Origin of the sequence: Vibrio gangliei (assembly GCF_026001925.1) — a bacterium.
GTDB classification, from domain to species: domain Bacteria; phylum Pseudomonadota; class Gammaproteobacteria; order Enterobacterales; family Vibrionaceae; genus Vibrio; species Vibrio gangliei.
Window position 1 is genome coordinate 338,051 of the sequence record NZ_AP021870.1, and the last position, 13,450, is coordinate 351,500.

The window sequence follows — 13,450 nt, forward strand, 5'->3', positions numbered from 1 at the left end:
CTTATCAACGAAAGGATGATGTTATGGCTTCTTTTTTATCTAGCAGTATTTACCGCACCGAACAAGACAGTATGGGAGAGGTGAAGGTCCCTCAAGAGGCCTTGTATCAGGCGCAAACGCAACGAGCCATAAATAATTTCACCATTAGCTCATTAACACTTCCTCATCGTTTCATACAGTCAATTGCCATGATCAAGCTTGCCGCAGCGCAATCTAATGAGCATTTACAGCAGCTAGACCCGACCTTATCTAAAGCCATTCAAGCCAGTTGTCAGACAATCATCGATGGCGAATATCTCGAGCATTTTCCTATTGATGTATTTCAAACAGGCTCGGGCACCAGTACCAATATGAATGCAAATGAAGTGATTGCCACATTAGCCAATCAAATTTTGTTGGAAGAAGGAGAAAAGCAAAAAGTCCACCCTAATGATCATGTCAATATGAGTCAGAGTAGTAATGATGTGATCCCAACGGCGATCCAACTCAGTGCTTATTTAGAATTGTCCGATCGCCTTTTGCCAGCTATGAAACAATTAAGCTCAGTGATAAAAAAGAAGTCACATTCTTTATCTGATGTGGTGAAAACGGGAAGAACGCATTTAATGGACGCCATGCCGGTCACTTTTGAACAGGAGCTGTCAGGGTGGCAAGCGCAAGTCGATAAAGCGCAAATGCGAATCTCACAATTACTGCCAGAATTGGCTCAATTAGCTCAAGGTGGCACCGCGGTAGGAACGGGGATTAACGCCGATGATAAATTTATCAACGCTTTTGTCAGCGCACTAAATCAAATCACCGGTAAGCAATTTAAACCTAGTGAAAATTACTTTTATAGTTTGAGTAGTCAAGATACCAGTGTGGCAATATCTGGTGAGTTGAAAGTTTATGCGACTGCTTTACTCAAAATTTCCAATGACTTACGTTGGATGAACTCTGGGCCTCTCGCTGGTATTGGGGATATTGAGCTTACCGCATTGCAACCAGGGTCATCAATTATGCCTGGTAAAGTTAATCCGGTGATCCCTGAAGCGGTGGCGATGGCCAGTGCGCAGGTGGTAGGGAATGACGCCACCATTACGATTGCAGGTCAAAGTGGTAATTTTCAATTAAATGTCATGCTACCAGTCATTGCTTACAATCTACTACAAAGTATTGAATTATTAACCAATGCTTCGCTCAGTTTGGCTGAGAAAGCCATAGCTGGTTTTACGGTTAGAGCAGAGAATGTACAAAAAGCGTTGAATAGGAACCCCATTTTAGTTACGGCACTTAATCCCATTATTGGCTATAACCAAGCCGCTCGAATTGCCAAGCAGGCGTATCAAGAAAATCGACCTATTATTGATGTGGCGCTAGAAAATACAGATCTCACGAGAGAAGAGCTTGAGACGCTGCTCGATCCGAAAAAATTAGTGTGAGCAGGTTACTTGGGTATATAGGGTTCGGGAACAGACAGGGCACGGATTATAGCTTGTTAAGGATAAAAAAAACGAGATCCAGATGATCTCGTTTTAGCGTTATTTTCGCAAAGTAAGATTAGTGATTTGGCACTTTCGAGCCCAAATGCAGCCAGGTTTCTAATACCGTATCAGGGTTGAGTGATACGGAATCGATGCCTTGTTCCATCAACCATTGAGCTAGGTCGTCATGATCGGACGGACCTTGACCACAAATTCCCACATACTTACCGGCTTTATTAGCGGCTTTAATGGCCATCGACAGCATGGCTTTTACGGCTGCATTACGTTCATCAAACATGTGAGCGATTTCACCAGAATCTCGGTCTAGCCCAAGGGTTAATTGCGTCATGTCGTTTGAACCAATTGAGAAACCGTCAAAGTATTTCAAGAAGTCATCGGCTAAGATGGCGTTCGAAGGTAATTCGCACATCATGATCACTTTGAGGCCATTTTCGCCACGGCGTAGTTCAAATTTCGCGAGCAAGTCGATAACCGAAGCAGCTTCGGTGGTGGTGCGAACAAATGGGATCATGATTTCTACGTTTTTTAGACCCATTTTATTGCGTACGCGTTTTATTGCTTCACATTCCAAAGCAAAACAATCTTGGAATTGCGGTGAAATGTAACGTGACGCACCACGGAAACCGAGCATAGGGTTTTCTTCTGTGGGTTCAAAGTGCAATCCACCAACTAGGTTGCGATACTCGTTGGATTTGAAATCGGACATACGCACAATCACACGTTTTGGCCAGAATGCCGCCGCAAGGGTGGAAATGCCTTCTGTCAATTTCTCAATATAAAACTCAACCGGGCTGCGATAACCGATAATACGTTTATCAATCTCTGCTTTTAATTCCGCCGGTTGCTCATCGTAATTGAGCAGTGCTTTTGGGTGAATCCCGATCATTTTATTAATGATGAATTCTAAACGAGCAAGGCCAACACCTTCGTTTGGTATGCAGGCAAAATCGAAAGCGCGATCTGGGTTGCCAACGTTCATCATGACTTTGAGTGGCAAGTCCGGTAAGTCATTGACTGAAGAGCGTTTGATTTCGAAATCAAGTTCCCCTTCGAATACATAGCCAGTTTCACCTTGGGCGCAAGAGACGGTCACGGTTTGTCCATCTTTTAGTTGGCTGGTGGCGTCACCACAACCCACTACCGCAGGAATGCCCAATTCACGAGCAATGATTGCAGCATGACAGGTACGTCCTCCACGATTGGTGACAATAGCAGAGGCTTTCTTCATAACCGGTTCCCAATCGGGATCGGTCATGTCAGCGACAAGAACATCACCGGTTTGGACTTGATCCATTTCATCTAGACTTTTCACTACACGAACCACACCGGCTCCAATGCGCTGACCAATGGCGCGGCCTTCAATCAAGCTCTGGCTTTGGCTGTTGAGTTGGAAGCGCTCCATGACTTGTTGATCGTCTCGTGAGCGTACAGTTTCAGGGCGAGCTTGAACAATGAGCAGTTCACCAGTAATACCATCTTTTGCCCACTCAATATCCATTGGGCGACCGTAGTGTTTTTCGATGATTAGCGCTTGTTTGGCCAATTCTTGAATTTCATCATCGGTGAGTGAATATTGACTGCGTTCTTGTTCATTAGTATCGATAATTTCAACTTGAGTGCCGAGTTTAACTATAGCACCGGGACCTTGTTCTTCTCCGTACACCATTTTGATTAATTTAGAACCGATTGTACGGCGCACAACCGCAGGATTGCCCGCTTGTAGCGTTGGTTTATGGACGTAGAATTCATCAGGGTTAACGGCGCCTTGAACCACCATTTCGCCTAATCCCCAAGAGGAAGTGATGAAGACGACTTGGTCAAAACCAGATTCAGTATCTAGCGTGAACATCACACCAGAAGCCGCTTTATCAGAACGTACCATGCGTTGAATACCCGCCGACAATGCCACCCCTTTGTGGTCAAAACCTTGGTGCACTCGGTATGAAATAGCGCGGTCATTGAATAAAGAAGCAAAAACATGTTTGGTGGCTTCAAGTACCGCATCGATGCCGCGAACGTTTAGGAAGGTTTCTTGTTGGCCAGCAAAAGAGGCATCGGGCAAATCTTCTGCCGTTGCCGACGAACGTACCGCGACCGATAGGAATTCATCACCATTACCGAGTTGTTGGTAGTAGTCACGGATACCTTGTTCTAAATCGGCAGGGAAGGGGGCATCAAAGACCCACTGACGAATGATTTCGCCTGCTTTTTTTAGTGCGTTGACGTCATCCACATCCAGTTCATCAAGAAGATGATAAATGCGGTCATTGAGTTGGTTGTGTTCTAAAAATTGATTAAATGCAAAAGCTGTTGTGGCGTAGCCGTTCGGCACCTTCACTCCAGCGTTAGATAGATTGGCAACCATCTCTCCGAGAGATGCATTTTTGCCCCCGACTTTATCGACATCGTGCATTGATAAAGCATCATACCAAACCACATTTTGATCCACGGCGTGTCTCCTAGACGTTTTGTTTTGTTCTGGATTAAGTTGTACCTAATATTTTTGAATGTTGTCTGTGGTTAAGATCCCAATCGTGACCAAGTTGACAGCAATATTTGTCTGCCTGATTCACAATTTAAACAGGTTAAACACAAACGTTGTAAATATTGTGTGAAATTATAGTTGTAAATATTTACAGCTTTTAAGCTACAGCAGCGATTAAAGGATTCAACTTCTTATGCAGAGCAAAAAAAATTTTCGTGATGTGTTTTACGTTTCTGATGGAACAGCGATCACTTCTGAGACATTAGGACATGCGGTACTCGGACAATTTCCCATTGAAATCACTCAAACGACGCTGCCTTTTGTCGAAACCGTAGACCGTGCTCAATATGTAAAAAGCCTGATTAATCAACGTTATGAAGCAACTGGTGTTGAGCCTTTGGTGTTCTTTTCTATTGTGGTTCCAGAAGTGAAGGCGGTGATAGAACAATCTTCAGCGCATTTATACGATGTACTTAACTGCTTGGTGGAACCGTTGAAACAGGATCTCGGGTTAGAACCTAGCCCGAGATTGCACCGCTCGCATAGCATAGAAAAGGATGCCGCTAGCTATCAAAATCGAATTGCTGCAGTGGAATACACTCTAGCTCATGATGATGGGGTTTCGCTGGCTAACCTAGATCAAGCTGACATTATTTTACTTGGCGTGTCTCGTTGCGGCAAAACACCCACCAGTTTATATCTGGCTATGCAATTTGGTATTCGTGCTGTGAACTATCCTTTTATAGAAGATGATATGGCGAAGCTAAAATTGCCAAAGGAGATAGAACCATACCGTTTCAAGACATTTGGCCTCACAATCGATACAGAACGCTTAATGGCGATTCGTCATGAACGATACGCAAACAGTGATTATGCGAGCCAAGTACAGTGTGAAAAAGAGCTCAATCGAGTGGAATCTTTATTTCGTCGTGAGGCAATACCGTATTTGAATACGACGACATTATCGGTTGAAGAAATCTCCACTCGGCTACTGGAACTGAGTGGTTTGAAGCGCAGCATGTGGTAGTTTTTGCGATCATTTTATATGGGCTAAATGGTTAAAACTTAATTTATGATCGAAAGTAAGTGGTCATCAATATGATCTAAAACAACAATTGGCCGCTTATTTTGGGAAAGGGAACTTCAACTCCCTAAAGGGGAGCCATTTCGTTTATACTTCCTCCTGTTTTTCAATGTGTCTTTTGCACAACTGTTCGTATCCATGTTAAGTCTCAATATAAAGTACAAGTGGCCATGATTGATTTCTTCCTACATCTAAAGCCTGAAGTGCTCACCACCGCACAATTCTTTTTTCTCATTGGGTTAAGTGGCATGACTTCCATGCTGAATGTCATCATTGGCGTGGGAGGAGGCGCAACATTAATTGCCTTTATGATCACCATTATGCCTGCGGCTGCGGTGATCTCCGTTCATGCGATTGTTCAACTAGGTTCAAATGCAGGGCGTGCCGTATTAATGCGCCGTTATGTGCAAAAGCAATTCTTAGGTTGGTTTTTTGTTGGTAGTGTCGTAGGGGCACTGATTGGCGGTAACTTAGCGTTAAACTTACCGACCAAATATCTCGAATTGATACTTGCGGTGTTCATTTTGATCAGTAGTTGGGTGCCAATAAACCTTAGCTTCCGGGGACGAAATGGTCTGGTGGGTATTGGTGTCTTTACCGCATTCTTGACCATGTTTGTTGGCGCAACTGGGCCATTTTTGATTGCGACAGTAAAAAATATCTTGCCAGATCGCCGTGAGCTAGGGGCGACGATGGCATGCTTTATGTCTATTCAACATGTGATTAAAGCGGTCATTTTTGCCATGTTAGGTTTTGCATATCAAGAATGGCTTGGTGTGATTGGTTTGATGATTCTAGTGGGTTTTGTCGGCACATTTATTGGTAAACGTGTGCTGGATAGAGTTTCTAATCAGCACTTCCATGTTGTGCTGAAAATTGCGCTGACTTTTATTTCGTTGAATCTGATTTGGGGCTTCTTTACTGCGAGCTAATGTTTCATTCATTCATTCATTCATTCATTCATTCGCGAGCTTCTGATTGAATATTGCCTTCAGTTTGGGTGGCAGGAATCGGAAAAATTCGGTCATAGATTATGTTGTAAATGAAGGCATAAACTAAGTAGAACACCACCATTCCAATATCCAAAAGAAACGCTTCTTTTAAGCTGATTTTCAGATACCACGCCATGATTGGTAAAGTGATCAGCACCAATCCGAATTCAAATAAGCTGGCGTGAAAAACTCGTATTTTCAAACTTTTATTTAGCTGCCCAGTGTACTTTAACATCGCTTTATCAAATCCGATGTTGTAGAAGTAATTCCATATTGTGGCAATTACCGAAAAAGCCACGGCCAAAACGGTAATTTTTGTCATATCCATGTGAATGAGCTTTCCAACGCCGAGGGTTAAGATCAATAAACCAATCAGCTCAAAGCAAATGGTATGTCTTAATCGGTCAAAGGTCGTGCGCATGATTTCCTCATTTGTCTCTATGGCGGGTTTTTAAACTAGGCGCAGGATAAGGGAAGAGCGGATGGAATGCAAAATAAGCTATACCCAAGTAACTTAAATAGCTATATAAGCATTTGTTTTTAAATTGGATTTAACATTCTCATTACAATGTCATGGCGTTTAAAGTTTGGTTTCTTTATGATGCTTTAATGAACAAATGGAAAAGGAGCTCAAGGGAATGAGCGAGAAAGTATTGTCTGAGACCAAATCGCCTTGGCTGAATATTAGCCATATCTCATCTGGCTTCACTGCCGTTTTAGTCGGCTACACCAGTTCCGTTGTCATTATCATTCAAGCAGCTACTGCGGCAGGAGCGAGTCCACTTCATATTGCCAGTTGGTTATTGGTACTCGGGCTGACGGTCGGCATGACTTCAATCGTTTATTCATGGCACTATAAAATTCCAGTCTTGATGTCTTGGTCTACGCCTGGTGCCGCGATGTTGGTGGCAGCGGTTGGGCAATATCATCTACCTCAAGTGATTGGCGCATTTATTATTTCTGGCTTATTGATTTTTCTAACGGGACTTATTTCTCCGTTAAGTCGTTTGTTAGAGAAAATTCCTACTCAATTAGCAACGGCAATGCTTGGTGCCATTTTGATTCCTTTTTGCATTAAAGCGTTCACCCCAGTGACCACTGAACCTGAGCTTTTCGTGCTCATGATCGCGGTATTTTTTATCTCTAAGCGTTACTTACCACGTTACGCCATGATGTTATTGCTCATTGCTGGGATTGGCGCGGCTGTGGTGTCAGGTTCGTTCACTGGTCAAGTAATTTCACTGAGCGTAGCCACGCCATTATGGGTTATGCCAGTGTTTGACTGGTCTGCCATTATCAACCTGAGTTTGCCTTTATATATAATTACTATGCTATCGCAGAATTTACCGGGTTTTGCCATGTTACGTAGTTATGATTACCAACTGTCTGCCAAACCGGTATTTATTGGCTCTGGTGTTATTAACATGCTGGCTGCCCCTTTTGGTGGTTTTAGTTTGAATCTTGCGGCGATTTCAGCGGCAATTTGCATGAATGAAGATGTAGATCCCGACCATTCAAAACGTTATCGCTCGGCAATGTGGGCTGGGGTGTTTTTTATCATCGCGGGATTATGGGCGACAGCGGTTGTAACGATTTTCCTTGCGTTACCAAAAGAGGTTTCCAATATTCTGGCAGGATTAGCACTGCTAGGAACTTTGTTGATGTGCATGCAAAGTGCCTTTTCCGACGAAAGCTTACGTGAGTCCTCTTTATATACGTTTTTGGTGACTTTGTCGGGTATCACCTTGTTCGGGATTGGCTCAACACTGTGGGGCTTGATTGCTGGGCTTGTACATAAAAAGCTGATGAGGAAGTAAAGCAAAAGGGTCGATGCGAATTATTTAAAATAAAGATCTAGCTTTAAACTAGATCTTTATTTATTTCAATTACATCGAGCTTACATTTGCAAATCGATGTTGGGGTTCAATATCCATTTCCCAATCGAGAATATTTTGTTCTTCGGCTAGTTCATAGATGGTTTTCTGGCTTAGGCTATTAACGATTTTCGCGGCTCGCCATGCAGCTAAACTGAGCTGGGGCTCGGCAATGCCATGGTTATGAGTACCGGAATTTACAATGTAAATACGGTTGTTCTGCATTCCTTTCCATTGCAAACAATAATCACGACTGAGCACTAATCGGTTATGTTGGTCGGTGATCATGAGTGGTTTTAAATGATCTAAACACGCAGGAAGGTCATGAGTAAAGCCGGTGCAAAGAATAACAACGTCTGCTTTTATCGTCGCGACTTGTTGGGTAAGCCCATGCTGGATATCTAATTGATACTCTCCATTTCTATATTGACTTGATATTAAGCTCTGATGGGGTTTAATTGACCACCATTTAGGGTTTCGTAATACATATTTGTCGTGATAGAGACGTTGATATAACCCATTTAAACAATCTGAAGTGACACCGTCACTTGCAAGTTTTTGATGGGAGACTTCACGCTGTTTATTCTTTTGATCTAGCTGGTAAAACTGATTGACGTAATCCGGCATGAAATATTGATCGGTAAAGCAACCCTCATCTAATTGTTCGATATTTGGGCGTCGCGAAATCCACTCGATATGCTCAGGTTTGCCGAATTGTTGATCAAAGGTGTGCTGAAATATGTCGGCGCCAGTTTGTCCTCCACCGATGATTGCAATTCGTTTTCCTGTTAAGTCAGGCGCTCGTAGAGCCAGTTCACTTGCGTGAAAACATTGGTCTGAGATTAAGTCATGGATACATTCAGGGATATGCGGTTGCATACCTGTTCCTATGATTAAATCTTTGCTGGTGTAACGCTCTGTTTCTGAGTGAACGATAAACTGATCATCAACATAGTCGACGTGTTGAATGTGACAGTCAAATTGAGTGTTGGGTAGTTGATGCGCCGTCCAAGCGAGGTAGTCCGAGAATTCTAATCGTGAAATGACTGACTGACCAGAGGCACAAAATGGATAGAATTTGCGTTGTTTTACCAAATAATTCAAAAAACTGTACGGGCTGGTGGGGTCGACGGCACTGACTAAGTCTTTCAAAAATGAAGTCTGCATTTTTGCATCGCTGAGTAATAAGCCCGGGTGCCAACTGAATGAAGGCTTTCGTTCTAAGAATCGTGTTCGCAATTGTGTTTTTGACTCTTCAATTAATGCAGCAATACTCAAGTTAAATGGGCCCAGTCCAATTCCAAGGCAATCAAAGTCTTGTTGATTATTCATGATGTGTTCCCTACAGGTATAAGCATTGTCAGTGATGATGTCGAATCCAACACTGACAATGACGGAATTAAAAGATGACGTTTTCAAAAAAGTCTTGGCGTTGACATTGCAGCAATGCAGCACGTTTATGCGGAAAATCAAACTCGAATTGTTTTTTCATTCCAATCCGTTCAGTGATTTTGACAACTCGATGGTTTTTGGCATTGGGTTCACCGACAATACTGTTAGTTTTTGGTTCGACCAAAAAGCAGTAATGCAAGATAGATTTCCCCCAAGCATCAAAGAAGGTGCCGCCTCGGTAGTCTAAATTTCCGACTAAAATATGTATCCCTCGGTCATGATCTTGGCATGCGTAATGAGGGCCTAAACGATCTTCTGCTGACCAATACACTTCAAAATATCCAAAGGCGACGCCATCAAACTCTCCGATAATGGCAAACTGATGTGGATCCTGTTCTAATTTTTGCAAGTATTGAGAATGCATTTCTAAGCTGCCTTCTAGCTCCCAAATTGGCGATGTTAATGGGTGATTATGCCACTGGTGAAAAATGTCTAGATCACGGCTAATGTCGATCATGCGAAATGACACGGTGCGTTTTAGGTGGTAACAATAACGTTGAAAGACGGTACCCACGGGTTTGGGCGGACGGGTGGGGTGCGAAATGCCGTTGGTCGCTGTGTGTCTTTGTTCCGATTCAGTGATTTTTGCCGTTTGGTGCCAAATGGGTGCCACTTGAAGAAAGGTGTTATGTAATAGCTTTCCATCCGTTAAGTGAGGGAGTACAAAGTCAGGCCAATGGCCGCAATGTAGCTCGGTTTTATTACTGGTATAAAATGCGTGTTCAGCGGCGCTCCACCACAACATCGGCTCTGCTAACTCAGTATCAATATAGATGGAATCTTGAGATAAGATTAAATCGAATTCCCCTTGTAATAACCCCAATTCATACATTGCGAAGCGTTGATGAGAATGATCTTTTTCTGATAGACCTTGTAACGATTCTATACAAATGCTGCGAGATTGCTGGTCACTTGAAGGTAGAGGCTTATATAGTCTAGCCTTTGGTTGAGAGTGATAAAATGGGTTGTCAATTTCGCAATAAATCTGACTAGGATCCGGTAAGGTTGCTTCGTTCAAGTCAGATAAGAAACAGAAGAAATTACGCTTCCACCTCAAGGTTGTTGAGTGGAGCAAATAATCATAGAAGGCTGAGTCTTTCGGTCGTGCTTGACGCCATTGAGAAAAGGCATGTTGGCAAACCGACCATAGCTTATATTCCTCTATTTGAGTATCTGCACAGATGGCAGCGATGGTATTGAGTAATGTGTTTCCAACCAAATAATAAGAAAGGTAAGGGTCGACTTTATCTTGTGATACAAAATACTCAGGATCTTGTTTATCAAAAAGATCGGAAAATTGCTTGAGAGCAACATCCGTTAAGCCGATACCTTGGCAATCTCGATATTTCATACCTATTGGTCGATTATTTTCAATATCTAATAAGATGTTTTGTTGGTGCGCTAAAAAAATGATTCCGTAGTCACTGCGGGCAATACACAGTGGCTGAATAACATTCTCCATAAATTGGTTTAACCACTGGCGTGCTGCCATCTCTAATGTCTGCTGACTTTCTTGCGCGTAGTTTTTTATCCATTCTCCTACTTGGCTTCTACCATTGATATTTTGATTTGCCGTGGCAAGAAGGTGAATATTGGGTTGGTCGATGAGGGACGCTTGATTACGGTAAAAAATATTTTCTCGTAAGCAAACTAGAGGTAAATCTAGGCACTGACCGTTTACATCTTTTATCGAAGCCCAAATTGGCTCTTGGATAAATTCAGTTTGGGGCATTCTTTGCTGCATTTCTTGACCCGCAGCGGTCTGTAATATCTGGCTGAACTGAACACCTCGTTTAGCCTCTTTTTCACTGAGTAGACGCAAAGAATTGGTTAACTTAACGGGCAGTGATACTTTCAGCATCCATGCTAGTTTAGGGTGATAAATTGCTCTTGTGGATGAGGTTGCTGTCCAGCCGTGTGTACTCAATTGGCAATCGACAACATATTCATATAAACCATGATTGTTGATGTTTTTTCGCCATTCTTTGGCTTGTAATGGATGCATGGGAAGTGCTAACCAACCTTGTTGAATCAACGTTGGTATATGATCAGTGTTTTTTCCATCTAAAGATAAATTGTGTTGCAACAGTGCTTTAAAAGTTTCAAGCAGTTGCGGTATTTCTGTTTGAGAGGCGATGTAATTAGGGTGGATTGCAAACCATTCAATAGAAAAACTTTGCGCGTATTCAGGAAGGTAAGCATATTGCTGATCTTCGGTTAAAGGCTCACAACTTTTTGGCGCAGGGTGCATGCTATGTCCACCGATTAAAGATTGCTCCGACTGGATAAAACTATCGGTGGAAAGATCGTGTTGAGAACGTTTCGTTAGTGCTAACAAGGCCGATCGATATAACGTGTTGACTCTCCAACACGGTTAAAGAAACGATCAAGTGTTTGCGTCTCTACGTACCGGTAGTAATGAGAAACCAATAACGATACTGCCTGTGAAAAATCAATTTTATTCTCATTAATGATATTCAAACCAACCTGGCGTTCGTCATCAAGTTCTGAACTATGAATTAAGTAGATATGGCCTTGATAACGATGACGGCCGAGCGCTGATGCATAGCTCAGTGGTAAGACTAATTGCTGTTCACCAAGTGGAATATAAAGGTGGTGCTGAGCGACGCGACATTCTGGTGTTTCCATCGAAAAACTGTTGAAAAAGCTTTGTATCGCTAAATTCGAGCTGTGTTGTACTGCGCTATCTGGAATAGCTGATGGGTCGATAGACATATTTTTTCCTTTATATGAAGCAGTGGCGGTCCATGAACTGGCCGGGTTAGTTTGCCGTTGAGATTTGGGTGAGGTGTTGGCGTTTGAGCAACACCGCACTTAAAAATAATATTGAGATAAACATGATCAGTAGAAACTCGGCATTAATGCTTAGGTAGACTGCCAATGATGCCAATGCTGTTCCCATCAGGTGACCGCTAGAATGAGATTGCGCTAAGAGGCCACTGAGTTGACTGGTGTGTAAATGGTTTTGATTAAGAGATAAAAGTTGCTTGGAATACCAGGCTGGCAAATTGGACAGCGCAACAGTCAGTGCTGTGCTAAATAGGATTAGCGTTATCAAGCTATGTTCAAAGGCGGCGAGAATGTAACCACAAAAAGCAAGAGGCCAGCTGATAAAGTGCCAAATCAATACTGGTTTAGCTAATAGTTTAGGCGTGATCCACAGTTGGTTTATGCCCATCAAGCTGCTGATTGCCAGCATAATTCCCGCAAGGTAGTTGGAGGTTTGTTCGGAGTTGAATCCTAACTGACTTAAATAAGGTACCAGCATTAATTGGTATATCGCGACCAACATGGTGGTTAAACCTGCGGTCAAAAAGGTTAATTTATATCGCTGAACGAGCGTTAGTGCAGAAACTGCTTTGGCCTCCGTGGGGATGACATTCAGGCTTAATGGGTGTCTAACTAACCATTTTATGAGCAATAAACTTACGCTGATAGGAAGCAGTGTGAGTAAAAGAATGGTTGATAACCCTAATGGTAAAAAAACAAAAGTCGGGCCGACTAATCGTCCTAGGGTCGCTGCACCGCTGAGTTTTGAAATGTTATTTAACTCAGCAGGGTGCTTGTGAGTCAGATAAGTTTGTCCTATTGGCATGAATGCGCTGCTGAATAAGCCAAGGCCAAATCGACTTAATGCGGCTAACCAAAGTTGCGGGCTCGATAAATGAAATAGAGCGGCAACGAACAGAAGATGACACGTAATATATCCAATGCCTGCGATCCAGTAGGCTTGCGTCAAACTCATCCGGCTAAGGTACTTTCCCCATAGCCCTGAACCAATCCAATAACTGATTAAATTGACATTAATCGCCATTGCGATCAGTCCTAATTGATGGCTTTGTGCATCGACGTTAAAAAGCACAGCGATTTGAGGAAGGAGTGCGATCAGTAATGTCTGATTAATTCCTAAAGTGAATAGTGATCCAAATAACCACATAAAATATAAACCCAAACGATAATGCTAATAATTATCATTATGATTATTGATATTTGCTGTCGATGTCAATACATTAAAGGGGATTTTTGGTGATTATTTCGTGCCACACAAATGGGTTATC

General features: G+C 42.6%; 10 protein-coding genes. 4 read left to right on the plus strand and 6 right to left on the minus strand.

The genetic code is table 11. The features are described 5' to 3' along the window. The first annotated feature begins 23 nt into the window (after window positions 1-23). On the plus strand, window positions 24-1,421 hold the full coding sequence (locus tag Vgang_RS13435) for a class II fumarate hydratase (RefSeq protein ID WP_105901358.1): 1,398 nt from the start codon (window positions 24-26) through the stop codon (window positions 1,419-1,421). Window positions 1,422-1,539: 118 nt separating this feature from the next. Here the strand turns inward: Vgang_RS13435 and ppsA are convergent, their stop codons facing one another. Then, window positions 1,540-3,933 carry a phosphoenolpyruvate synthase gene (ppsA, locus tag Vgang_RS13440; protein ID WP_105901359.1) on the minus strand — a complete coding sequence of 798 codons (2,394 nt, stop codon included), beginning with the start codon at window positions 3,931-3,933 and terminating at the stop codon, window positions 1,540-1,542. A gap of 229 nt (window positions 3,934-4,162) precedes the next feature. On the opposite strand from ppsA, the gene ppsR reads away from it, so the two are divergent. Next, entirely contained in the window at window positions 4,163-4,996 is an 834-nt protein-coding gene (gene ppsR, locus Vgang_RS13445) for a posphoenolpyruvate synthetase regulatory kinase/phosphorylase PpsR (RefSeq protein WP_105901360.1), read from the plus strand. 227 nt (window positions 4,997-5,223) lie between these two features. Continuing rightward, complete coding sequence (locus Vgang_RS13450; protein ID WP_105901361.1) at window positions 5,224-5,985, plus strand: sulfite exporter TauE/SafE family protein; 762 nt, start codon at window positions 5,224-5,226, stop codon at window positions 5,983-5,985. Window positions 5,986-6,013: 28 nt separating this feature from the next. Here Vgang_RS13450 and Vgang_RS13455 read toward each other — a convergent pair whose 3' ends face one another. Further along, window positions 6,014-6,466 carry a PACE efflux transporter gene (locus Vgang_RS13455; protein ID WP_105901362.1) on the minus strand — a complete coding sequence of 151 codons (453 nt, stop codon included), beginning with the start codon at window positions 6,464-6,466 and terminating at the stop codon, window positions 6,014-6,016. A gap of 217 nt (window positions 6,467-6,683) precedes the next feature. Between Vgang_RS13455 and Vgang_RS13460 the strand changes: the two genes are divergently transcribed. After that, the gene (locus Vgang_RS13460; RefSeq protein WP_105901363.1) at window positions 6,684-7,862 is read left to right on the plus strand and encodes a benzoate/H(+) symporter BenE family transporter; all 1,179 of its coding nucleotides are present in this window, start codon (window positions 6,684-6,686) and stop codon (window positions 7,860-7,862) included. A 69-nt stretch (window positions 7,863-7,931) separates the two neighbouring features. Here Vgang_RS13460 and Vgang_RS13465 read toward each other — a convergent pair whose 3' ends face one another. From Vgang_RS13465 to Vgang_RS13480, 4 genes are all read right to left on the minus strand, one after another. After that, complete coding sequence (locus Vgang_RS13465) at window positions 7,932-9,251, minus strand: lysine N(6)-hydroxylase/L-ornithine N(5)-oxygenase family protein (protein WP_105901364.1); 1,320 nt, start codon at window positions 9,249-9,251, stop codon at window positions 7,932-7,934. A gap of 67 nt (window positions 9,252-9,318) precedes the next feature. Then, window positions 9,319-11,709, minus strand: coding sequence for a GNAT family N-acetyltransferase (locus Vgang_RS13470; protein WP_105901365.1), 2,391 nt, complete (start codon window positions 11,707-11,709; stop codon window positions 9,319-9,321). Next, window positions 11,703-12,107: a hypothetical protein gene (locus tag Vgang_RS13475; protein WP_105901366.1), complete on the minus strand. Its 405-nt coding sequence runs from the start codon at window positions 12,105-12,107 to the stop codon at window positions 11,703-11,705. Before Vgang_RS13475 ends, Vgang_RS13470 begins: the two co-directional genes overlap by 7 nt. Window positions 12,108-12,153: 46 nt before the next feature. After that, window positions 12,154-13,329, minus strand: coding sequence for an MFS transporter (locus Vgang_RS13480; RefSeq protein WP_105901367.1), 1,176 nt, complete (start codon window positions 13,327-13,329; stop codon window positions 12,154-12,156). Window positions 13,330-13,450: the final 121 nt, after the last annotated feature.

Excerpts from the sequence above, each read along its gene's own strand:
- Vgang_RS13435 (WP_105901358.1), top strand. The coding sequence starts at position 24 with ATGGCTTCTTTTTTATCTAGCAGTATTTACCGCACCGAACAAGACAGT.
- ppsR (WP_105901360.1), top strand. The coding sequence starts at position 4,163 with ATGCAGAGCAAAAAAAATTTTCGTGATGTGTTTTACGTTTCTGATGGA.
- Vgang_RS13450 (WP_105901361.1), top strand. The coding sequence starts at position 5,224 with ATGATTGATTTCTTCCTACATCTAAAGCCTGAAGTGCTCACCACCGCA.
- Vgang_RS13455 (WP_105901362.1), bottom strand. The coding sequence starts at position 6,466 with ATGCGCACGACCTTTGACCGATTAAGACATACCATTTGCTTTGAGCTG.
- Vgang_RS13460 (WP_105901363.1), top strand. The coding sequence starts at position 6,684 with ATGAGCGAGAAAGTATTGTCTGAGACCAAATCGCCTTGGCTGAATATT.
- Vgang_RS13465 (WP_105901364.1), bottom strand. The coding sequence starts at position 9,251 with ATGAATAATCAACAAGACTTTGATTGCCTTGGAATTGGACTGGGCCCA.
- Vgang_RS13475 (WP_105901366.1), bottom strand. The coding sequence starts at position 12,107 with ATGTCTATCGACCCATCAGCTATTCCAGATAGCGCAGTACAACACAGC.
- Vgang_RS13480 (WP_105901367.1), bottom strand. The coding sequence starts at position 13,329 with ATGTGGTTATTTGGATCACTATTCACTTTAGGAATTAATCAGACATTA.